The sequence below is a fragment of the Pseudarthrobacter chlorophenolicus A6 genome (assembly GCF_000022025.1).
Classification (GTDB): domain Bacteria; phylum Actinomycetota; class Actinomycetes; order Actinomycetales; family Micrococcaceae; genus Arthrobacter; species Arthrobacter chlorophenolicus.
Window position 1 is genome coordinate 2,155,094 of sequence record NC_011886.1, and the last position, 21,006, is coordinate 2,176,099.

The following is a 21,006-nucleotide window of genomic DNA, read 5'->3' on the forward strand; positions in this document are numbered from 1 at the left end:
AAGCAGCGAGAAAAACTCTAACATGACTTTCCGGGAACAACGAATCGGGCCAACTGGGTAGGCTGAGGGCAACGCTTTCGCGTGTGCAAACCAGCCGATTAACCCAGCGAGGAGCCCTCATGCCTGACGTCCTGCCCGAGGATGAAGTTGTCCGGATCTGCCAGGAACTTATCCGCATTGACACGTCCAACTACGGAGACGGTTCAGGGCCCGGTGAACGGGCGGCGGCAGAGTACGTTGCAGGGCTCATTGAGGAAGTCGGGCTGGATGCCGAACTCTTCGAATCCGAGCCTGGCCGGGCCAACGTGGTCACGCGCATGGCCGGCGAAGACCCGACTGCCAGCGCGCTCGTGGTCCACGGCCACCTCGATGTGGTGCCGGCCCTCCGCGACCAATGGTCCGTGGACCCGTTCGGGGCCGAACTGAAGGACGGGTTGATCTGGGGCCGCGGCGCCGTCGACATGAAGGACATGGACGCCATGATCCTTTCCGTCCTGCGCAGTTTTGCGCGCACGGGCACGAAGCCCAAGCGGGACATCATCTTCGCCTTCTTCGCGGACGAGGAGGCCGGCGGCGCACTCGGCGCACGGTACGCAGTGGAGAACCGCCCTGAGTTGTTCGAAGGCGCCACGGAGGCCATCTCCGAAGTGGGCGGGTTCTCGGCAACCATCGGCGGCCAGCGCACCTACCTCCTGCAGACTGCCGAGAAGGGGATCTCCTGGCTCCGGCTCGTTGCCCACGGCCGGGCAGGGCACGGTTCGCAGATCAACACGGACAACGCGGTGACCCGCCTGGCCGCTGCAGTGACCCGCATCGGCGAATACAAGTGGCCCATCGAGCTGACGCCCACTACCCGCCAGTTCCTCGACGGCGTCACCGAGCTCACCGGCGTCGAGTTCGACGCCGACAATCCGGACCTGCTCCTGGACCAGTTGGGCACCGTGGCCCGGTTCGTTGGGGCGACGCTCCAGAACACCACCAACCCCACGCTCCTCAAAGGCGGCTACAAGCACAACGTCATCCCGGAGTCCGCCGAGGCCCTCATTGACTGCCGGACGTTGCCGGGCCAGGAGCAGCAGGTCCTGGAGATCGTCCGCGACCTTGCGGGCAACGGCGTGGACGTCAGCTACGTCCACAACGATGTGTCCCTCGAAGTCCCGTTTGCGGGCAACCTGGTGGACTCCATGATCGATGCACTCCACTCCGAAGATCCGGGAGCCAAGGTCCTGCCCTACACGCTTTCCGGCGGCACCGACAACAAGTCCCTCAGCAGGCTCGGCATCACCGGCTACGGCTTCGCGCCCCTGATGCTTCCGGACGACCTCGACTTCACCGGCATGTTCCACGGCGTAGACGAACGCGTCCCCGCTGAATCGCTGAAGTTTGGTACCCGCGTCCTGAATACCCTGATCACCAATTACTGACAGGAAATCCCATGACCCCCGAGGACGTGCTGCCGCAACCGCTCCTGGAGAAGATCCGCGGGCGTGCCGCGGACTATGACAGGAACAACGGATTCTTCCACGAGGACCTGCGGGACCTCGCGGAGGCTGGGTACCTCAAGCTCTTCGTGCCCGCGGACGACGGCGGCCTGGGCCTGGGCCTCGCGGCGGCGGCGCAGTGCCAGCGCAGGCTGGCAACGGCAGCGCCGGCCACCGCCCTGGCCACAAATATGCACCTGGTGTGGACCGGCGTCGCCCACGTCCTGAAAGCCCGCGGCGACCACTCCCTGGACTTCGTCCTGGACGAGGCAGCCCAGGGCGAGGTCTTCGCGTTCGGAAACTCCGAGGCGGGCAATGACTCGGTGCTGTTCGACTCCCGGACCGTCGCTGAGCCCCTGCCCGGCGGAGGCTACAGGTTCGAGGGCACCAAGATTTTCACCAGCCTCTCGCCCGCGTGGACACGGCTGGGGATCTTCGGTAAGGACGCGGCGGCGCGGGACGGTGCGGGGGAACTGGTTCACGGCTTCATCACCCGCGCGGCGGAGGGGTACCGGATCCTGGACGACTGGGACACGCTGGGCATGCGGGCCAGCCAATCCGCCACCACAGTCCTGGACGGCGTGGAAGTACCGGCGGACCGGATCTTCCGGAAGCTGCCGGTTGGCCCCAACGCGGACCCGCTCATCTTCGCCATCTTCGCCTGCTTTGAGACGCTGCTGGCAGCCGTCTACGCCGGTTTGGGGGAGCGGGCGCTGACCCTCGGCGTGGAAAACGCCAAGCGCCGCACGTCTTTCAAGAACGGCGGCCGCAGCTACGCGCAGGATCCGGACATCCGCTGGAAGGTGGCGGACGCCGCCATGGCGATGGACAACCTGTATCCGCAGTTGGCCTCAGTCGCAGCGGACGTAGATGCCCTGGCTGAGCACGGGCCACAGTGGTTCCCGAAGCTCGTGGGGCTGAAGGTGAATGCCACGGAAACCGCCCGGCGGGTGGTGGACCTGGCCATCCGGGTCAGCGGCGGGTCCAGCTACTTCCGCGGGTCCGAGCTGGAGCGCCTCTACCGGGACGTGCTGGCCGGGATGTTCCATCCGTCCGACGACGAGTCCGCGCACAATACGGTGGCTAACGCGTGGCTGGGTCCGCTGGACAGCTAGCCCGCCCAGGGCCGGGCCCTAGACGGTCCTCTGGACCTGCATGACCCGCCGGCGGAGCCAGAAACGCCGGCCGCCGCCCATGTAGAGCTTGCTGCGCTCCAGTTCCCACTTGCCGTATTCAGAGTGTTCCACCAGGCGGCGGCGCGCCTCAGGCAGGGACTCGTTGGGACTTACCGTCAGTACGAGGTACTCGTACTGCCTCAAATAGTCCCGTTCCCGCTGGACCGAGCTGGTGAGAAATTGTTCCTTCATTGCTCTCCATTTTCGTCCTTTTCCCGCTAACGTGAAGTCATGAGCATCGATCCGCGTGTCGCGCTTTCGTCCCTGACCACCGCTTTGGAAGAACACCTTATAGCAGCATCGAACCGCCGCGGAGACGGTGACCCCTCCGTGGAGGCAGCCTTTTTTGCCGTGGCAGATGCATTCGAAGTTTATGAAGACGCCCTCTACGAGGCCTACAACGAAGTGACCCCGCTTCAGGTCTTCGACGACGAGGACGACGAAGACGAAGACAGCGACGTGGATGACGAGGACCTGGAGATCGTCGAAGAGTAGCGGAAGGCGCGGCCTTACTTATGGCGCGGCGGACACGTCTTCCAGTGCCCGCGCAATTTCAGGCGGCAGCGGAGACAGCTGGGCTTCGAGGATCTCCTTGAGCTGGACAGGGGTCCGGGGACCCACCACCGCGGTGGCAACTCCGTGTTGCGCCAGCAGCCATCCCAGCGCGACGTCCTGCGGTGTCCGGCCCAGGCCCTTCGCGGCTGTGCACACTGCTTCCACGGTGCGGGACGGCCTTTCTGCCAGGTACGGCTCAATGGAGGCCGAGCCGGTTGCCGACGCACCGCGCGAACCCGACGGAATGCTGCCCCGGTATTTCCCTGTGAGCACGCCCCGGCTCAGGGGAGCGCAGGCCATCAGGCCCATCCCGGCGTCTTCGATGGCCGGTATGAGTTCGGCCTCGGGGCCGCGGTGCAGGAAAGAGTACTCAGCCTGCGCCGCAACGAGGGGGAAGCCTGCCAGGACTGCTGCCTTGGCCGCCTGCCACCCGGTGTAATTGGAAATGCCGGCATACCGGGCGCGGCCGCTGCGGACCGCAAACTCCAGGGCGGACAGTGTCTCCTCCAGCGGGACGTTCCCGTCCCAGGCCTCGGCGAACCAGATGTCCACGTAATCGGTACCCAACCGGGCTAAGCTCGCGTCAAGGCCCGTGAGCATCGCATTCCTGGACGTGTCGATGCCGCGCCGGCCATCCGGCGTCGTCATCCCCGCTTTGGTGGAAATAGTGAGCCCGGTCCGGGAGACGACGTCGCCCAGCAGTGAACCCAGCATCGCTTCGGACCGGCCCTCGGCGTACGAGGCCGCCGTGTCCACGTGCCGGCCGCCGGAGTTAAGGAAGGTCTTCAGCAGCTCCGAGGCGTCCTGTTCGTCGGTTTCCCCGCCCCACGTCATGGTGCCGAGCGATAAGGCTGAAACCCGCAATCCACTGTTGCCGACGTAACGCTGCTGCATAGCAGCAAGCTTACGGGCAGATGCACCCATGCCCATGCCGTAGGGTCTTAGCGTGAACTGGTTTGAGGTGGCCCTGCTGGGCCTTGTGCAGGGACTGACCGAATTTCTACCGATTTCATCAAGCGCGCACCTGCGGATCGTGGGGCAATTCCTGCCCAACGCAGAAGACCCCGGAGCAGCGTTCACGGCCATCACCCAACTGGGCACCGAAACGGCCGTGGTTGTCTACTTCTGGCGGGACATTGTCCGCATCGTCAAGGCCTGGGCCGGTTCGTTGGCCGGAAAGGTGTCCCGGCAGGACCCGGACGCCCGGATGGGGTGGCTGGTCATCCTCGGAAGCCTTCCCATCATCGTCCTTGGGCTGCTGTTCCAGGACCAGATCGAATCGGTGCTGCGCAGCATGTGGATCGTGGCCACCATGCTGATCGTCTTCGGCCTGATCCTCGCCGTGGCCGACGCCGTGGGAAAGCAGGAACGGGACCTCACCCAGCTGACCTACAAGCACGGCATCCTGTACGGGTTTGCCCAGGCAATGGCCCTCATTCCCGGCGTGTCCCGCTCCGGCGGCACCATCACCGCCGGCCTCCTCATGGGCTACACCCGTGAAGCGGCCGCCCGGTACTCCTTCCTCCTGGCCATCCCTGCCGTCTTTGGCAGCGGCCTGTACCAGCTCTACAAGGTGGTCTCCAAGGACGGGATCACGGGCCCCTACGGATTGCCCGAAACGGCGCTGGCCACCGTCATCGCGTTCGTGGTGGGCTACGTCATCATTGGCTGGTTCCTGAAGTTCGTGTCCACCCGCAGCTACCGGCTGTTCGTCTGGTACCGGATCTTCCTGGGCCTGGCCCTGTACCTGCTCCTCGGTTTCGGCGTCATCAGCGCCTAGCACTAGGCTTGGTCTGTGAAATCCTGGACTTCCCGCCCCGTTCCAACCCTGCCCGGCACCATGCCTGCCATCCGCTTGTTCGACACCGCAGCAGGCCACGAGGTGCTGCTGGAGTCCGGGGACCGGCCGTCGATGTACGTCTGCGGCATCACGCCCTATGACGCCACCCATATGGGCCATGCGGCCAGCTATGTTGCCTTCGACCTTCTCAACCGCGCCTGGCGGGACGCCGGCAAGGACGTGGACTATGTCCAGAATGTTACGGACGTGGATGATCCGCTCCTGGAGCGCGCAACGGCCACCAACGTCGACTGGCGTGACCTCGCGCAGAGCCAGATCGATCTGTTCCAGACCGATATGGAAGCCCTGAACGTCCTGTCACCGGACCACTACGTGGGCGCTGTGGAGTCCATCAGCCTCATCGTGCCGCAGGTGGAACGGCTGGTCAGCCAGGGCCTGGCGTACACAGTTCCGGGAACCAACGGCGAGCCTGACGGAGATGTCTATTACGACGTCGAAGCCGCCGGAAAGCAGTCCGTCGCCCCCGATGCGTGGAGCCTGGGTTCCATCTCGGGACTGTCCGAAAGCGAAATGCTCGAACTCTTTGCCGAACGCGGCGGGGACCCCGGCCGGTCCGGCAAGCGGCAGGCGCTGGATCCCCTGCTGTGGCGGGTGGCGCGGGACGGCGAACCCAGCTGGCCCGGCGCCAGCCTGGGGGACGGCCGCCCCGGGTGGCACATCGAGTGCACCGTGATTGCGCAGAAGTACCTGCCTGCACCTTTCACCGTCCAGGGCGGCGGCTCGGACCTGATCTTCCCGCACCACGAGATGGGTGCCGGGCACGCCTATTCGCTGGCCGGGGTGCCCCTCGCCAGGCATTACGCGCACGCCGGCATGGTGGGGCTCGACGGCGAGAAGATGAGCAAGTCCAAGGGCAACCTGGTACTCGTGTCCAAGCTCCGTGCGGCGGGGGAGAATCCCGCGGCCATCCGCCTGGCGATCCTGGCCCACCATTACCGGTCGGACTGGTCCTGGACCGACGAGGGATTCGCCGCAGCCAAGGCAGACCTGGCCGCCTGGCGCCGTGCCCTCGATCATGCCCCGCAGGGGTCCGCCGCTGCCTTGGTGGAAGAGATGCGTGCAGCGTTGGCGGCCGACCTGGACGCACCCGCGGCCGTCGCGGCGGTGTCCCGCTGGGCACGGCAGGCGAACGACGGCGGTGCTCCGGCCAGTGCCCCGGACCAGGCTTTGGTGAGGGACGCCGTCGACGCCCTCCTCGGGGTCCGTCTTTAGGATTCCACCCGCTGTAGATTGCGTAAAAGGGCCCCTGCCGGAAGTATTTCCGGCAGGGGCCCTTTCTACGTTAATTGTCAGGGCCTGTCCTGGCCCCGCCGCTTCAGGTAGCGCTCGAATTCCCGGGCGATTGATTCGCCGGTGGCCTCCGGAAGGTCGGCAGTGTCCTTGGCCTCTTCCAGCTGGCGGACATACGCCGCGATCTCCGGGTCCTCGGTGGCCAGTTCATCCACGCCGCGCTCCCAGGCGTCCGCTTCCTCGGCCAGCTCGTGGGTGTCCAGCGGCACCTGGAGCAGTTCCTCGATGCGGTGCAAAAGAGCCAGCTGGGCTTTGGGGGACGGCGCTTGGGCCACATAATGCGGAACGGCGGCCCACAGGGAGACGGTGGGGAGCCCGGCCAGCAGTGCCACTTCCGACAGGACGCCGACGATGCCTACAGGCCCTTCATACTGCGATGCCTCAAGGTTCATGCGCTCCCGCAGCGGAGCATCATCCGAGGACGTGCTCACCGGTATGGGCCGGCTGTGCGGAACATCGGCCAGCAACGCGCCCACCAGCACCACGTAGTCCACGTTCAAGGCTTCGGCGTGCACCAGCAGCTCGGCCGTGTACGCCCGCCACTTGTAGGACGGCTCTGTGCCCTGGACAAAAATGACGTCCACATTGGAATTGGGCGCACTGGCTTTGTAGATCCGGGTGGAAGGCCATTTGATCTTCCGTTCCCCCGCCGCGTTCCTGCGCACCGTGGGACGGGTGAACTGGAAGTCGTAATATTCGTCTGCGTCGATGGACGCAACTTTTTTGCCGCCCCACAGTTTGTTGAGGTAGCGCAGCGAGTCGCTTGCGGCCTCCCCGGCATCGTTCCAGCCTTCAAAGGCGGCCAGCATCACCGTGACGCGCTGCCCCCCGGCAACTGGCTGCAGGAACCGTTCCCTCTCGGGTCCGGCACCCGTATCGGCGGTGTCTCCCTCGAAGCTATTCATTCCATCACCCTACGTCCAAGGAGTGCGCGCGTGCAGGGAATGAAGCGCCGCAACCTCGGCAACCACCAGCCATCACAGGCCTTAACGGCCCAGTATTCGCCAAGGGCGTAGCCCCCAGGGACCGCCCAGCATGTCCCCTTAGACTTGGGACATGCAACTTCCAGGCTCCGAATCACCGCTCAAAGCCGTCCTCTGGGACATGGACGGAACCATTGTGGACACGGAGCCATACTGGATTGCCGCCGAGCACGCGCTGGTGGAAGCCCACGGTGGCACGTGGTCCCACGAACAGGCCATGCAGCTGGTGGGGCAGTCCTTGTCCTTCTCCGCCGGCCTCCTGCAGAAGGCCGGCGTGGCGCTCAGTGTCCGGGAGATCATCGACCACCTCACCGCCGAGGTCGTCAGCAGCGTACGGCGGGAGGTGCCGTGGCGGCCCGGTGCCCGTGAACTCCTCGAAGAGCTCCACCTCGCCGGTATCAGGTGCGCCCTGGTCACCATGTCCGAGGGGCCGTTGGCCCGCCAGGTGGTGGACAGCCTTCCCCGTCCGTATTTCGAAATCCTCGTCACCGGCGATACCGTCAGCCGTGGCAAGCCTCACCCGGAGGCGTACCTGACCGCCGTCGAACGGCTTCGCGAAACGGATCCGCACCTGCACCTGGGACACTGCGTGGCGCTGGAGGATTCGGCCCCAGGCGTGGCCGCGGCCGTTGCGTCCGGCGTCACTACCGTGGCCATTCCGCACATCGTCCCGTTGCCCGAGCACTCCCATTACACCCTGTGGGACACGCTGTCCGGACGGTCCCGCACAGACCTTGAGGAACTCCTCGCTGCGGCGGACACGTCAAGCCCTGCTGACGGGCCCGCGACCGCCGTCGGGACAACGCCGTGACCGCGCCGGCACCCGGGGAACCCGGCATGCGCGAACCTGCAACCCCGGAAGCCGCGGCGCCTGGCCGCCGAGAAGGGATCCCTTTGGGCCGGATCGCCGGTGTGCCGGTGGTTCTCGCGTACTCCTGGTTCATCATCGCCGCGTTTACGGTCATTGTGTACGGGCCGGTGCTGCACAGGAACAACCCCGCGCTGGGTACAAGCGCCTACATTGTCGCGTTCGCATATGCGGTGCTTTTGCTGATCTCCGTGCTTGTCCATGAACTCGCCCACGCACTCACGGCCAAGGTCTACGGCTGGCCCACGCAGAAAATCGTCTTGAATCTCTGGGGCGGCCATACACAGTTCGAGAGCTTCACCGCGTCTCCGGGCCGGTCGGTCCTGGTGGCGCTGGCGGGACCGGCCGCCAACTTCATTCTTGCTGCCGGTGCCTGGCTGGTACTCACCACCATGCCCCTGGGCAGCGTCGCGGAAATCCTGACCAATATCTTCATGTGGGCGAACTTCCTCATCGGCGTGTTCAACGTCCTCCCGGGCCTTCCCCTGGACGGCGGCCGCCTGGTCGAGTCGGCCGTCTGGAAAGCAACCGGCAGCCAGGCGAAAGGAACTGTGGCCGCAGGCTGGGCCGGCCGCATCATCGTCGTGGCGCTGGTGGGGTGGTTCATCCTCCTGCCGTTCCTTTCCGGTAGTGATCCCGATTTCAGCCTCGTGATGATCACCGTCCTTGTTTGCGGATTCCTGTGGATGGGAGCCTCGGCCTCCATCCAGCAAGGCACCCTCCGGGCCCGCCTGCCGCTGGTAACGGCCGCGGGCCTTTCCACTCCAGCCATCGCAGTGCCTGCCACCGCTTCTGTCCGGGACCTCCCGGGCTACGGCGCGGCGGCCCACAAGTCGATGGTGGTCTGCGGCCCCGACGGCCGGCCGCAAGGGGTTGTTGATCCGGCCGCCCTGGCATCCGTTCCAGAAGCAGCAGCAGGAGCCACTCCGGTCACCGCCGTCTCTTTCGCACTGGCCCCCGGCGCCTACGTCCCCGAATGGTCGAAGGGGCAGGAACTCATCCAGTTCCTGGCCCAGGTTGAGGGCAAACACTATGCCGTCGTTGACCACAACGGGGTGGTGACCGGACTGCTCTCGCAGGACGCGGTCCTCGCCGCCATCACCGGCAAGAACCGGCGCACCCGCCGGGGATAAGCAACCTAGCGGCCCTCCCGCAAGCAGGGAAGCCGCCGGAACCGGTAGAGTTACCTGCCGGTGCGCCGTGCCGCCGACGCAATCACCAGGCAGGCCCAGGGCAGACATGCGCAGGCACCACAGGTTTACAGGAGTGAGGAACATCATGAGCAGCGAAACTGCCGTCAACGACGCCACAGCAGCAGCCGGGGCCGGTGGCGCAGCCAGCGGTTCGCAGCCCGTCGGAGCCGCCCGGCGCCGCGGCCCCTTCCGGGAAGGCGAACGCGTCCAGCTGACCGACGAGCGGGGCCGGATGAACACCGTCACCCTCGAACGCGGCGGAGCCTTCCACACCCACCGGGGCTTCCTCAACCACGACGACATCATCGGCAAGGTGGACGGTTCCGTTGTGGTGAACAACGTGGGCCAGCAATACCAGACACTGCGCCCCCTGCTGTCAGACTTTGTCCTGTCCATGCCTCGCGGCGCTGCCGTCGTCTACCCCAAGGATGCCGGGCAGATCGTCACCATGGCGGACATCTTCCCCGGCGCGCGCGTCGTTGAAGCCGGCGTCGGCTCAGGTGCACTGTCCATCTCCCTGCTCCGCGCCGTAGGGGACCAGGGCTACCTGCACTCCTTCGAACGCCGGGAGGAATTCGCTGACATCGCCCGCGGAAACGTGGAGACGATCTTCGGCGGCCCGCACCCTGCCTGGCAGATTTCCTTGGGCGACTTCCAGGAAGAGGTGGTCCGCAGCGAAGCTCCCGGTTCCGTGGACCGTGTGGTCCTGGACATGCTGGCACCCTGGGAATGCCTTGACGCCGTCGCCACTGTGCTCGCCCCCGGCGGTGTCTGGATCAACTACGTCGCCACCGTCACCCAACTCTCCCGCACCGCGGAAGCCATCCGCGCAGACGGCCGGTTCACCGAACCGGACGCCTGGGAATCGATGGTCCGCGGCTGGCACCTCGAAGGCCTTGCCGTACGCCCGGACCACCGGATGGTGGCCCACACCGGGTTCCTCCTTGTCACCCGGAGGCTCGCCGACGGCGTCACCGGCATCTCCGTCAAGCGCCGGCCGTCGAAGACCGAATTCAACGAAGAGGACGTCAACGCCTGGACCCCGGGGGCCGTGGGCGAGCGGGCCGTGTCGGACAAGAAACTTCGCCGCGCCGCCCGCGATGCGATTGCCGGAACAAACGTCAAGGACACCCCCGAGGTCACGAACTAGTCCACATTTCGGGAGTCTCCATCCCTAGCTGCCCTCTTGGGACTAATGTCTTAAGAGAAGAGCAGGAAGGGGCTGATGCATCATGGAGACACCGAACCAGGACTCCGGACGTACACCGACAGAGCAATCTGCCGCCAATGACCTCTCGGTTGCCGACCGCCAGGTCAACATCCTCCGGGACAAACTCAGGCACATTGACCGCCAGTTGGCTGCGGCAACGCAGAACAACACCAAGCTGGTCAGCATGCTTGAAACAGCGAAGGCGGAAATCCTCCGCCTGAAGAACGCGCTGGACCAGGAAGGGCAGCCACCTTACAGCTTTGGCACCATCCTGCAGCTGAACCCGCGGCGGCAACCGGCCCCGGGCAACAGCGGGCAGGCAGCCACGGAGGAATCTGCGGACATCTTCAACGCTGGCCGGAAGATGCGAGTAGGTCTCAGCCCCTTGGTGAACATCAACCAGCTCACCGTGGGTCAGGAGGTCCTGCTGAACGAGGCCCTGCTGATCGTGGCAGGCCTCGGCTACGAACGCGCCGGTGAGCTCGCCACGCTTAAGGAAATGCTCGGAGCCGACCGGGCACTCGTGGTGGGCCGGGCCGACGAAGAACGCGTGGTCCGGCTCTCGGGTGCCCTGCTCGCACAGAAGCTCCGCGTGGGCGATGCCCTGTCCATCGATTCACGGACAGGGTACGCACTCGAGAAGGTGCCGCGCTCCGAGGTCGAGAACCTCGTCCTCGAAGAAGTTCCGGACATCACCTACGAGGACATTGGCGGCCTGGGCCCGCAAATCGAACAAATCCGCGACGCCGTGGAACTGCCGTTCCTGCACCCTGACCTATACCGTGAACACGGGCTGAAAGCACCCAAGGGTATCCTCCTCTACGGCCCCCCGGGCTGCGGCAAGACCCTCATCGCCAAGGCGGTGGCCAACTCTCTAGCCGCCCGCGCCGCCGAGCGCTCCGGGAACGTGGACCTGAAAAGCTACTTCCTGAACATCAAGGGCCCGGAACTGCTCGACAAGTACGTGGGCGAAACGGAACGCCACATCCGGCTGATCTTCGCCCGCGCCCGTGAAAAGGCCTCGGACGGCAGCCCCGTGGTGGTCTTCTTCGACGAAATGGATTCGCTGTTCCGGACCAGGGGCACGGGCATCTCGTCCGACGTCGAAACCACCATCGTCCCGCAGCTGCTCAGCGAGATTGACGGCGTGGAACGGCTGGACAACGTGATAGTGATCGGCGCCTCCAACCGCGAGGACATGATCGATCCCGCCATCCTCCGGCCCGGCCGCCTTGACGTCAAAGTCAAGATCCACCGCCCCGACGCCGAAGCTGCTGCGGACATCTTCAACAAGTACATCACTCCGGACCTGCCGTTCCACGAGTCCGACCTTGCTGAGCACAACGGCGATGTGCAAGCGACGGTGGATGCCATGGTGCAGCGGACCGTGGAAGCCATGTACTCCACGGACAAGTCCAACGAGTTCCTCGAGGTGACCTACGCCAACGGGGACACCGAGATGCTGTACTTCAAGGACTTCAACTCCGGCGCCGTGGTCCAGAACGTGGTGGACCGTGCCAAGAAGTACGCCATCAAGGACCTGCTCACCAGCCAGCAGAGGGGGCTTCGCATCGAGCACCTGCTGCGGGCCGTGGTCGATGAGTTCCGCGAGCACGAGGACATGCCCAACACCACCAACCCTGATGACTGGGCACGGATCTCCGGCAAGAAGGGCGAACGGATCACCTACATCCGGACGATTGTCCAGGGCAAGGCCGGGCAGGAACCCGGGAAGTCCATCGAAACCACCCCCACCACTGGACAGTATCTGTGACGGCTGCACCGGAACCGGCGGGCGGGGGAGGCCTGCCCGCCGGCGGCGCGATGCGGGTCATGGGCGCGGAAACCGAATACGGGATCCACGCTCCTACCGCCCCCTCGGCCAACGCCACCATGATGAGTGCCCGGGTGGTCCAGGCGTACGCCCAGGTCACCCGGCAGCGGGCGGCGGGCGGAGCGGAAACCCGCTGGGATTACACGGATGAAGAACCGCTTCATGACGCCCGCGGATGGACCGTGGACAGGGAAACGGCCCACCCAAGCCAGCTCACCGACCAGCCGCCCGTCCTTGACGCCGAAGCGGTGGCGCTGGCCTACGGACGGGAGGACCTGGAGCTCGATGGCCAGGACGAGTCCGGATCCCTCCTGATGAACATGGTCCTCGGCAACGGAGCGCGCCTCTACGTGGACCACGCGCATCCCGAGTACTCCAGCCCCGAAGTCACCAACCCCCGGGACGCCGTGGCCTGGGATGCTGCAGGGGACCTCGTTGCCCTGGCAGCGGTCCGCCGGCTCGCCGCAGACCCGGACCTGCCGCCGGTGAATCTTTACAAGAACAACACGGACAACAAATCGGTGTCCTACGGGTCCCACGAGAACTACCTCATGCCACGTTCGGTTCCTTTCGCCGACATCGTCCGCGGGCTGACGCCTTTCTTTGTGAGCCGCCAGGCCGTATGCGGCGCCGGGCGCCTGGGCATCGGCCAGGACAGTTCGGCGGCGGGTTACCAGATCAGCCAGCGCGCGGACTTCTTCGAAGCCGAGGTGGGGCTGGAGACAACCATCCGCAGGCCGATTATCAACACCCGTGATGAACCGCACGCGACGGCGGATAAGTACCGCCGGCTCCACGTGATCATTGGCGACGCCAACCTCAGCCAGGTCTCCAACTACCTTAAGTTCGGAACTACTGCCATGGTGCTGAGCCTCATCGAGGCCGGGCTGGCGCCGAAGGTCGAAGTCCACGAGCCCGTGCGGGCGCTGCAGGCAATCAGCCACGACACCTCCCTGACTGCCACGGTGCGGCTGGTGGACGGCCGGAGGGTCACCGCCCTCGATCTGCAGTGGATGTACCACGAAGCGGCGGCAAAACTGGCCCAGGACACCGGCGTGGGCGACGCCGTGGACGGGGACGGACATACCCACGAGGTCCTGGAACGCTGGGCCGAAGTCCTCACACAGTTGGACAGCAACCGGGCGGCCGCGGCAACCTCCGTGGAATGGCTTGCCAAGCTTTCGCTCCTGGACGGTTACCGTCAGCGTGACGGCCTGGAATGGGATGACGCCCGGCTGGGACTGGTGGACCTCCAGTGGGCCGACATCCGGCCGGAGAAGGGCCTCTACTACCGGCTCCTGGCACGGAACCGGATGCAGCGCGTGGTGGAGGACGCCGCAATCTCGGCAGCTGTGGGGCAACCGCCCGCTGACACCCGGGCGTTCTTCCGCGGCAAGTGCATCAGCAGCTTCGGCAAGGATGTAGTGGGGGCCAGCTGGGACTCCGTCATCTTCGATGTTCCGGGTTACGGGCGGCTGCAGCGGGTGCCTACCCGCGAGCCCCTTCGCGGCACAAAAGCCCTGACAGGAGCCCTTTTTGAGCGCTTCCGCGAGGCCGGTCCGTTCCTCGGTGAACTGCTGGGACACAACACCGCTCCGCCTGCGGCGTAAACCGCGCGGGACGCCCCGGGCCGTGGCAGGATGGGCATATATTGGTGGATCGTCCGGATCCGCCGGCAACAAAAGGAAAGGGATAGCAATGGCAGGCCAGGAGCAGCAGCAGCCGCAATCACGCGACAGCCAGGTCGACGAAGACATTCCCGAGGCACCGCCCGCACCGCCCGAGGCGCAAGCCTCGGCATCGACCGAAGGCGTGGACGACCTGCTCGACGAAATCGACGGTGTCCTTGAATCGAACGCCGAAGAATTCGTCCGGGCCTTCGTCCAAAAAGGCGGCCAGTAAACCCGGACCCCGGATGGTGGCGGAAGCCGCGGACGGCCGGAATCTGTACCGACGTTGAACACCACGTTTTAGGAGTGCATGAGTGCAGGAATCAACCGCCAACAAGGTAGCCGCGAACGCCACCTCGTCATTCACCGAACACCTTCAGCGCGACCGGCCGGAGCTCCTGCCGTTCAACCGCTCGGGGCAGGGCAGCGCAACGGCGGCCGCCCCGCTCCAGGTTCCCCATGCCACTACCATCGTGGCCATGAGCTACAACGGCGGCGTGCTGATGGCGGGGGACCGGCGGGCCACCATGGGCAACGTCATTGCCAGCAGGCACATCGAGAAAGTGTTCCCGGCCGACCGGTACTCCGTTCTGGGCATCGCGGGCACCGCGGGCATCGCGATCGACCTGACCCGGTTGTTCCAGGTGGAGCTGGAGCACTACGAAAAAATCGAGGGAACCCTCCTCAGCCTTGAAGGCAAGGCAAACAGGCTCGGGGCGATGATCCGCGGGAACCTTCCCCTGGCCATGCAGGGCTTGGCTGTGGTACCCCTTTTCGCCGGCTTCGACACCAGCGCCGGTGTCGGCAGGCTGTTCTCGTACGACGTGACCGGCGGCCGGTACGAGGAACACGAACACCACACGGTGGGTTCCGGGTCGGTCTTCGCCCGTGGAGCCCTCAAGAAACTTTGGCGCCCCAACCTCTCCGCAGAAGAAGCCGTGGCCGTCGCCATCGAGGCCTTGTTCGACGCCGCAGATGACGACTCCGCCACTGGAGGCCCGGACACTGTGCGCAAGCTCTGGCCCGTGGTGTACACGGTGGACAGCACAGGCACCCGACGCGTGGCGGAGCCACAACTCGCCGCTGCATCACAGCACGTTATCGAGGCCCGCACCATTGCCGGACGGGAGGCCTGACATGACACAGCAGTTCTATGTCTCTCCCGAACAGCTGATGAAGGACCGTGCGGACTTCGCACGGAAGGGCATCGCGCGCGGAAAGTCGGTGGTGGTGATCAGCTGCGAAGACGGCATCGCCCTGGTGGCCGAGAACCCCTCTCCGTCGCTCCACAAAATAGGTGAGATCTACGACAAGATCGCTTTCGCCGCCGTCGGCAAATACAACGAATTTGAAAGCCTGCGGCAGGCCGGCGTGCGTTATGCCGATGTCCGCGGCTATTCGTACGACCGCGAGGATGTCACCGCCCGCGGCCTTGCCAGCGTGTACGCCCAAAGCCTTGGCGCCGTGTTCACCGCCGAACAGAAACCGTTCGAAGTGGAACTCGCGGTGGCCGAAGTAGGCGCCACGCAGGCTGAGGACCATTTATACCGCCTGACGTTCGACGGCTCCATCGCTGACGAACACAGTTTCGTGGTGATGGGTGGCCAGGCAGACCGCGTCGCCTCTGCCATTGACCAGGGCTGGCGGGCCTCACTGGGTTTCCCGGACGCCGTCCGCCTCGCACTTAACGGCCTCGCTCCGGCACCCGAGACGGAAGAAACGGCCAAGCCGGTCCCGGCGCGTGCGATCGAAGTGGCGGTCCTTGACCGGCACTCAGAGGAAGTCCGCGGCGCCCGCCGTGCCTTCCGCAGGCTCAACGACGCAGACATCACTGCATTGCTGGCGTAGGAGGAGAGATGGACAAGAGAATCTTCGGCATCGAAACAGAATTCGGAATCTCGTATTCAAGCCCCGATTCGAGGCCTCTTGCCCCGGAAGAGGTAGCCCGCTACCTGTTCCGCAAGGTTGTCAGCTGGGGCCGTTCGTCCAACGTCTTCCTCACGAACGGTTCCCGGCTCTACCTGGACGTCGGATCCCATCCCGAGTACGCCACGGCCGAATGCGACGACCTTGCCCAGCTCATCGCACATGACCGGGCCGGCGAACTCATCCTGGATGACCTCGTGGACGAAGCGCAGGCCCGCCTCGCCGCCGAGGGCTTCAACGGCACTGTCTACCTGTTCAAGAACAATACTGACTCGGCCGGAAACTCGTACGGCAGCCACGAGAACTACCTGATCCCGAGGCGGGGAGAGTTCTCCCGGCTCGCCGAAATCCTGATCCCGTTCCTCGTCACCCGCCAGCTCATCGCCGGGGCCGGAAAGATCCTCAAGACACCGCACGGGGCAACTTACGCTTTCTCCCAGCGGGCGGACCACATCTGGGAAGGCGTATCCTCCGCCACCACCCGTTCGCGTCCCATCATCAACACCCGGGACGAGCCGCACGCCGACGCCGAGTTCTACCGCCGGCTGCATGTCATTGTTGGAGATTCCAATATGTCGGAGACCACCGCCCTGATGAAGGTGGGCACTGTCGACCTGGTCCTGCGGATGATCGAAGCCGGGGTCATCATGCGGGACATGCGGATGGAAAATCCCATCCGCAGCATCCGCGAAATCTCCCACGACCTCAGCGGCCGCGCGCTGGTCAGGCTGGCAAACGGCCGCCAGCTGACCGCACTGGAAATCCAGCAGGAGTACCTGACCAAAGTCACTGCCTTCGTGCGTGAAAATGGTGCCCACAACCCCCACGTACCGCTGATCCTCGACCTGTGGGAGCGCACGCTCAAGGCCATCGAAAGCGGAGATACGCGCAGCATCGACACTGAAATTGACTGGGCTATCAAGAAGAAGCTCATGGACAGTTACCGCGAACGCCACGGACTGGGCCTGGACGCGCCACGTATTGCCCAACTGGACCTGACCTACCACGACATCTCGCGAAGCCGGGGCCTTTACTATCTCCTGCAGTCCCGGGGAGCCGTCCGCCGCCTGGTGGACGATACAGTGATCAAGGATGCCGTTGACGCACCGCCGCAGACCACCCGGGCCAAGCTCCGCGGCGACTTTGTCCGCCGGGCCCAGGAGCTGGGCCGTGACTACACGGTGGACTGGGTGCACCTGAAACTCAACGACCGTGCACACCAGACCATCCTGTGCAAGGACCCGTTCAGGAGCGTCGACGAGCGGGTTGATGCCCTCCTGGACTCTATGGGCTGACACCCAGCTTCACGGGCTATTCTGGATAAGGCCCTTTTAAGGTGCCCGCAGCGATGCTGTCCGCTGCCATGCGGAACATCGCGTCCACCCTGCCCCGACGAAAGTTCTTTACGTGCGCCGACTACTAGCAATCCTCCTGCCCGGCCTGCTGCTGCTCACCGCCTGCGGAGGCTCGACCGCAGAGCCGGAACCCACCAGCCAGTCCGCTGGCGACACTGCCAAGTTCGACACCCTCAAGCTGACCGACAACGGGGACAAAAAGGCCCCGGGCGTGGACTTTCCCAAGCCGTTCGAAGTGGCTGAGCCCACCGTGAAGGTTGTCGCTGAGGGTACAGGTGACACCGTCAAGGCAAACCAGATCGCGAACATCTCGGTCCTCGCCCTCAACGGTGCAGACGGCTCCACCCTGGAAGACACCTTCCCCGGCGAGCCCGAACCCCTCGAGCTCAACGACGACCTGAAAACCAACAGCGCCGTCATCTACAACGCTTTCGTAGGCGCCAAGGTCGGCTCCAGCATTGCACTGGCAGTGCCGGGACAGAAGAGCGCCCCCGCAGCCAGCCCCAGCCCGTCAGCCGGAGCCACCCCCACGCCGAGCGCCCCGGCCAGCCCCACCCAGCTTTTGATCATCAAGGTGCTCTCCGCGGGTGACCCGACTCCCGTACTGGACAAGCCCCAGGGCGAAACCGTAACCCCGCCGGCCGGCCTGCCCACCGTGACGGAAAAAGACGGCAAGCCGGAAATCAACGTTGAAGGCGCAGCAGCCCCCACTGCACTGGTCTCCCAGGACCTCATCAAGGGCACCGGGGCCACCGTCAAGGAGACTGACACCCTGACGGTCGACTACGTGGGCGTCAACCTGGTGGGCGGCACCAAGTTCGACTCCAGCTTCGACCGCGGCGAACCGGCCAGCTTTGGCCTGAACGAAGTCATTAAGGGCTGGACCCAGGGCCTCGCCGGCAAGACGGTGGGCTCCCGGGTCCTCCTGGTGATCCCCAAAGACCTGGCCTACGGTGACGCCGGACAGGGCGAGGCCAAGGGTGATCTTGTCTTCGTAGTGGACATCCTCGGCGCCAAGTAGCCACACTTACAGACGGGCCGCGGCCAGTCCGCGGAATCAGCACCAGCATCCTCACACAGATCAAAGGAGCAAGCATGTCATTTGGACAGCGGGATTTTGACCGTACCAAGCCTGAAATCGACTTCCCCGAGGGCGATGTCCCCACCGAACTCGTGATCACCGACCTCATCGAGGGTGACGGCCGCGAAGCCAAAGCCGGAGACACAGTCTCCACCCACTACGTGGGCGTTGCCTGGTCCACGGGTGAAGAGTTCGACGCCTCTTGGGGCCGCGGCGCGCCGCTGGACTTCCGCGTCGGCGTGGGCCAGGTAATCCAGGGATGGGACCAGGGCCTGCTGGGCATGAAGGTGGGCGGCCGCCGCCGCCTCGAAATCCCCTCCGAACTGGCCTACGGTTCCCGTGGCGCCGGCGGGGCGATTGCCCCCAACGAGGCCCTCATCTTCGTCGTGGACCTGGTCGGAGTCCGCTAGGCCGGGCCGCAGGCGCACGGCGCCGTCGCGCCATGCGGAAGCGCGGCAGCACGCAGGACACCAGTCCCGCGGGCTGCCGCGCTTTCTGCGTTCGGGGAAGGACTTTAGTAACGTACACAGGGTGTCCCAATCCCGAACTGAGCGCCTGCTGAACCTCCTGATCGCCCTGCTGAACACCCGTTACGGGCTTCGTCGCAGCGAACTGAGGCAGAAGGTCTACCACGACGAATCCGGAAACGACGTCGCTTTTGGCCGGATGTTCGAACGGGACAAGAACGATTTGCGCCAGTTCGGCTTCGACGTCGAAACCCTGACGGACCTGGGCTGGAGCGAGGATGACCCCGCAACCACCCGCTACCGGATCGGCAAGGAATCCAACCGGCTTCCCGACGTCGAACTCGGTCCGGAAGAGTGGACAGTCCTGCTGCTGGCATCCCAACTGTGGGAGCGAGCAGCCCTCGGCACCGCTGCCCAGAGCGCGCTCCGCAAGCTCCAGGCGTCCGGGCGGATGGCAGACGTCGAACTTCCTTCGGGCGTGCAGCCGCGCATCAGGCCTGCGGGCCAGGCCTTCGACGACCTCGTTGCGGCCATGCACTCCCGGCACGCTGTGACCTTCCCCTATCTGGCAGGCACCACGGGCAGGGAAGAAGTCCGCACCGTCGAACCATGGGGCCTGGGCAGCCGCTTCGGGCAGTGGTACCTGATGGGGTATGATCGGGCCCGGCAGGAGCCCCGGCAATTCCGCCTGTCGCGTTTCACCGGTCCCGTCCTGACGCTGCCGAAAGAGCGGTTCGAGCCGCCGGCCGACTTCAACATCCGGCTGGAACTTGCCCGCCTCCCGGAACTGCCGCTGCGCACCGCCGTCGTGGATGTCCGGGAAGGACGCCTGCTGGCGCTGAGGGGCCGGGCAAAGGCCGCCGGAGCTGAACAGCACATCGCCGCCCAGAGGCCCGCCGGGGCTTACGACCGCCTGAGCCTGGAATTCCGTGACCCCGAAGTCCTGGCCGAAGAGCTGGCGTCCTACGGTCCCGACGCGGTGCCGGTGGCGCCCCCGGAACTGGTCCGCGCGGTGGAGCGCAGGCTGCGCGCGGCAGCCGCGTTCAGCGCGTCACCCGTCCCTGGGTACGCTTTCCCGGCCGCCCCCGCGCGCAAGGTTCGCAAGGGGACTTCGGAGGACCAGCTCAAACGAATGCTCCAGCTGGTCCCGTTCCTGGTCCATAACCAGGGGCTGCACATCCAGGATGTCGCGGAGCATTTCGGGGTGAGCCGCGGGGAACTCGAGGATGACCTGCGGATCCTCATCTGCTCGGGCCTGCCCGAGGGCTACCCGGATGACCTTCTGGACATCCAGTGGGAAGACGACCACGTCTTCATCACCCAGGACCTCGACCTGAAGAAACCGGTTCGCTTCACCGTGGAGGAAGCCTGCGCGCTCCTCACCGGCCTCGAAACCCTGAACGGGCTGCCGGATGTCGCCGAAGGCGGTGCACTTGAGTCGGTGACGCTGAAGCTGCTGGCGGCGGCGGGGGAGGAAGGCCTGCGTGCTGCTTCCCTGTCCGGTCCGGAAGTTGCACCCGGCGACGCAACAACGCACGCGACGGTCCGGGAGGCCATCGTCTCCGGTGCGCAGCTCCACCTGACGTACCTGTCACCGCAGCGGGACGCCGTGTCCGAGCGGGATGTGGACCCGCTCCGGCTCTATTCGCTGGATAACACCTGGTACTTCGAAGCGTTCTGCCACCGGGTCAACGGGCTGCGGAACTTCCGGCTGGACCGGGTACAGGACGTCCGCCCGAACGGGAACCGTGCAGCAGGGGACAGGAGGCCCGCCGAGGGTGTTCCGGCGAAGCTCTTCACGCCGAACGACGACGACACAACAGTCACCGTGCAGCTCACCCGGCAGGGACGGGGCCTGGCTGAGGATTACTACGCGGACCGCACCGCAGACCTCCCCGACGGCGGACTCGTGGCAGAAATACGGTTCGGAAACACCGGCTGGCTGCCGATGTTCGTGGCCCAGCACGGGGGAGCGGTCCGGATCCTGGAACCTGCCGGCCTGGCTGACGCGGCCCGGGACTGGCTGGAGGCCGCCCTGGCACGGTACGGCGGCTAGA

At 65.4% G+C, this 21,006-nt stretch carries 20 protein-coding genes; 17 read left to right on the forward strand and 3 right to left on the reverse strand.

Going from position 1 to position 21,006, the window contains the following annotated elements:
* Nucleotides 1–119 precede the first annotated feature (119 nt).
* Nucleotides 120–1,424: a M20/M25/M40 family metallo-hydrolase gene (locus ACHL_RS09605; RefSeq protein WP_015937100.1), complete on the forward strand. Its 1,305-nt coding sequence runs from the start codon at nucleotides 120–122 to the stop codon at nucleotides 1,422–1,424.
* An 11-nt stretch (nucleotides 1,425–1,435) separates the two neighbouring features.
* Nucleotides 1,436–2,596: an acyl-CoA dehydrogenase family protein gene (locus ACHL_RS09610; protein ID WP_015937101.1), complete on the forward strand. Its 1,161-nt coding sequence runs from the start codon at nucleotides 1,436–1,438 to the stop codon at nucleotides 2,594–2,596.
* Nucleotides 2,597–2,614: 18 nt separating this feature from the next.
* On the opposite strand, the gene ACHL_RS09615 is transcribed toward ACHL_RS09610, so the two are convergent.
* Nucleotides 2,615–2,848: a DUF5703 family protein gene (locus ACHL_RS09615; RefSeq protein ID WP_015937102.1), complete on the reverse strand. Its 234-nt coding sequence runs from the start codon at nucleotides 2,846–2,848 to the stop codon at nucleotides 2,615–2,617.
* Nucleotides 2,849–2,887: 39 nt separating this feature from the next.
* Between ACHL_RS09615 and ACHL_RS09620 the strand changes: the two genes are divergently transcribed.
* The gene (locus ACHL_RS09620; protein ID WP_015937103.1) at nucleotides 2,888–3,151 is read left to right on the forward strand and encodes a hypothetical protein; all 264 of its coding nucleotides are present in this window, start codon (nucleotides 2,888–2,890) and stop codon (nucleotides 3,149–3,151) included.
* Nucleotides 3,152–3,169: 18 nt separating this feature from the next.
* Here the strand turns inward: ACHL_RS09620 and ACHL_RS09625 are convergent, their stop codons facing one another.
* Nucleotides 3,170–4,105 carry an aldo/keto reductase gene (locus tag ACHL_RS09625; protein WP_015937104.1) on the reverse strand — a complete coding sequence of 312 codons (936 nt, stop codon included), beginning with the start codon at nucleotides 4,103–4,105 and terminating at the stop codon, nucleotides 3,170–3,172.
* 52 nt (nucleotides 4,106–4,157) lie between these two features.
* On the opposite strand from ACHL_RS09625, the gene ACHL_RS09630 reads away from it, so the two are divergent.
* Both ACHL_RS09630 and mshC read left to right on the forward strand, forming a co-directional pair.
* Nucleotides 4,158–4,991 carry an undecaprenyl-diphosphate phosphatase gene (locus ACHL_RS09630; protein WP_015937105.1) on the forward strand — a complete coding sequence of 278 codons (834 nt, stop codon included), beginning with the start codon at nucleotides 4,158–4,160 and terminating at the stop codon, nucleotides 4,989–4,991.
* 15 nt (nucleotides 4,992–5,006) lie between these two features.
* Nucleotides 5,007–6,284, forward strand: coding sequence for a cysteine--1-D-myo-inosityl 2-amino-2-deoxy-alpha-D-glucopyranoside ligase (mshC, locus tag ACHL_RS09635; protein WP_043793931.1), 1,278 nt, complete (start codon nucleotides 5,007–5,009; stop codon nucleotides 6,282–6,284).
* Nucleotides 6,285–6,361: 77 nt separating this feature from the next.
* Here mshC and ACHL_RS09640 read toward each other — a convergent pair whose 3' ends face one another.
* Nucleotides 6,362–7,267, reverse strand: a complete 906-nt coding sequence (locus tag ACHL_RS09640) for a PAC2 family protein (RefSeq protein WP_015937107.1) — start codon at nucleotides 7,265–7,267, stop codon at nucleotides 6,362–6,364.
* 151 nt (nucleotides 7,268–7,418) lie between these two features.
* Here ACHL_RS09640 and ACHL_RS09645 point away from each other — a divergent pair, with 151 nt between their 5' ends.
* The 12 genes from ACHL_RS09645 to ACHL_RS09700 all read left to right on the forward strand — a co-directional run bounded on the left by ACHL_RS09645 (nucleotide 7,419) and on the right by ACHL_RS09700 (nucleotide 21,005).
* Complete coding sequence (locus ACHL_RS09645; RefSeq protein ID WP_015937108.1) at nucleotides 7,419–8,156, forward strand: HAD family hydrolase; 738 nt, start codon at nucleotides 7,419–7,421, stop codon at nucleotides 8,154–8,156.
* A gap of 26 nt (nucleotides 8,157–8,182) precedes the next feature.
* Nucleotides 8,183–9,346, forward strand: a complete 1,164-nt coding sequence (locus tag ACHL_RS09650) for a site-2 protease family protein (RefSeq protein ID WP_015937109.1) — start codon at nucleotides 8,183–8,185, stop codon at nucleotides 9,344–9,346.
* A gap of 145 nt (nucleotides 9,347–9,491) precedes the next feature.
* Nucleotides 9,492–10,556 carry a tRNA (adenine-N1)-methyltransferase gene (locus ACHL_RS09655; protein ID WP_015937110.1) on the forward strand — a complete coding sequence of 355 codons (1,065 nt, stop codon included), beginning with the start codon at nucleotides 9,492–9,494 and terminating at the stop codon, nucleotides 10,554–10,556.
* 82 nt (nucleotides 10,557–10,638) lie between these two features.
* Complete coding sequence (gene arc / locus ACHL_RS09660; RefSeq protein WP_015937111.1) at nucleotides 10,639–12,390, forward strand: proteasome ATPase; 1,752 nt, start codon at nucleotides 10,639–10,641, stop codon at nucleotides 12,388–12,390.
* Entirely contained in the window at nucleotides 12,387–14,060 is a 1,674-nt protein-coding gene (gene dop / locus ACHL_RS09665) for a depupylase/deamidase Dop (RefSeq protein WP_043793932.1), read from the forward strand. The genes arc and dop overlap by 4 nt, the downstream gene beginning before the upstream one ends.
* Before the next feature lie 88 nt (nucleotides 14,061–14,148).
* Nucleotides 14,149–14,352: a ubiquitin-like protein Pup gene (locus tag ACHL_RS09670; protein ID WP_015937113.1), complete on the forward strand. Its 204-nt coding sequence runs from the start codon at nucleotides 14,149–14,151 to the stop codon at nucleotides 14,350–14,352.
* 82 nt (nucleotides 14,353–14,434) lie between these two features.
* Complete coding sequence (gene prcB, locus ACHL_RS09675) at nucleotides 14,435–15,256, forward strand: proteasome subunit beta (RefSeq protein WP_015937114.1); 822 nt, start codon at nucleotides 14,435–14,437, stop codon at nucleotides 15,254–15,256.
* Between the two features lies 1 nt (nucleotide 15,257).
* Nucleotides 15,258–15,968 carry a proteasome subunit alpha gene (prcA, locus tag ACHL_RS09680; RefSeq protein ID WP_015937115.1) on the forward strand — a complete coding sequence of 237 codons (711 nt, stop codon included), beginning with the start codon at nucleotides 15,258–15,260 and terminating at the stop codon, nucleotides 15,966–15,968.
* Nucleotides 15,969–15,976: 8 nt separating this feature from the next.
* Nucleotides 15,977–17,341, forward strand: a complete 1,365-nt coding sequence (gene pafA, locus ACHL_RS09685) for a Pup--protein ligase (RefSeq protein WP_015937116.1) — start codon at nucleotides 15,977–15,979, stop codon at nucleotides 17,339–17,341.
* Nucleotides 17,342–17,453: 112 nt separating this feature from the next.
* The gene (locus ACHL_RS09690; RefSeq protein ID WP_015937117.1) at nucleotides 17,454–18,422 is read left to right on the forward strand and encodes an FKBP-type peptidyl-prolyl cis-trans isomerase; all 969 of its coding nucleotides are present in this window, start codon (nucleotides 17,454–17,456) and stop codon (nucleotides 18,420–18,422) included.
* A 74-nt stretch (nucleotides 18,423–18,496) separates the two neighbouring features.
* The gene (locus ACHL_RS09695; protein ID WP_015937118.1) at nucleotides 18,497–18,892 is read left to right on the forward strand and encodes an FKBP-type peptidyl-prolyl cis-trans isomerase; all 396 of its coding nucleotides are present in this window, start codon (nucleotides 18,497–18,499) and stop codon (nucleotides 18,890–18,892) included.
* Between the two features lie 121 nt (nucleotides 18,893–19,013).
* Nucleotides 19,014–21,005 carry a helix-turn-helix transcriptional regulator gene (locus ACHL_RS09700; RefSeq protein WP_015937119.1) on the forward strand — a complete coding sequence of 664 codons (1,992 nt, stop codon included), beginning with the start codon at nucleotides 19,014–19,016 and terminating at the stop codon, nucleotides 21,003–21,005.
* Nucleotide 21,006 lies beyond the last annotated feature (1 nt).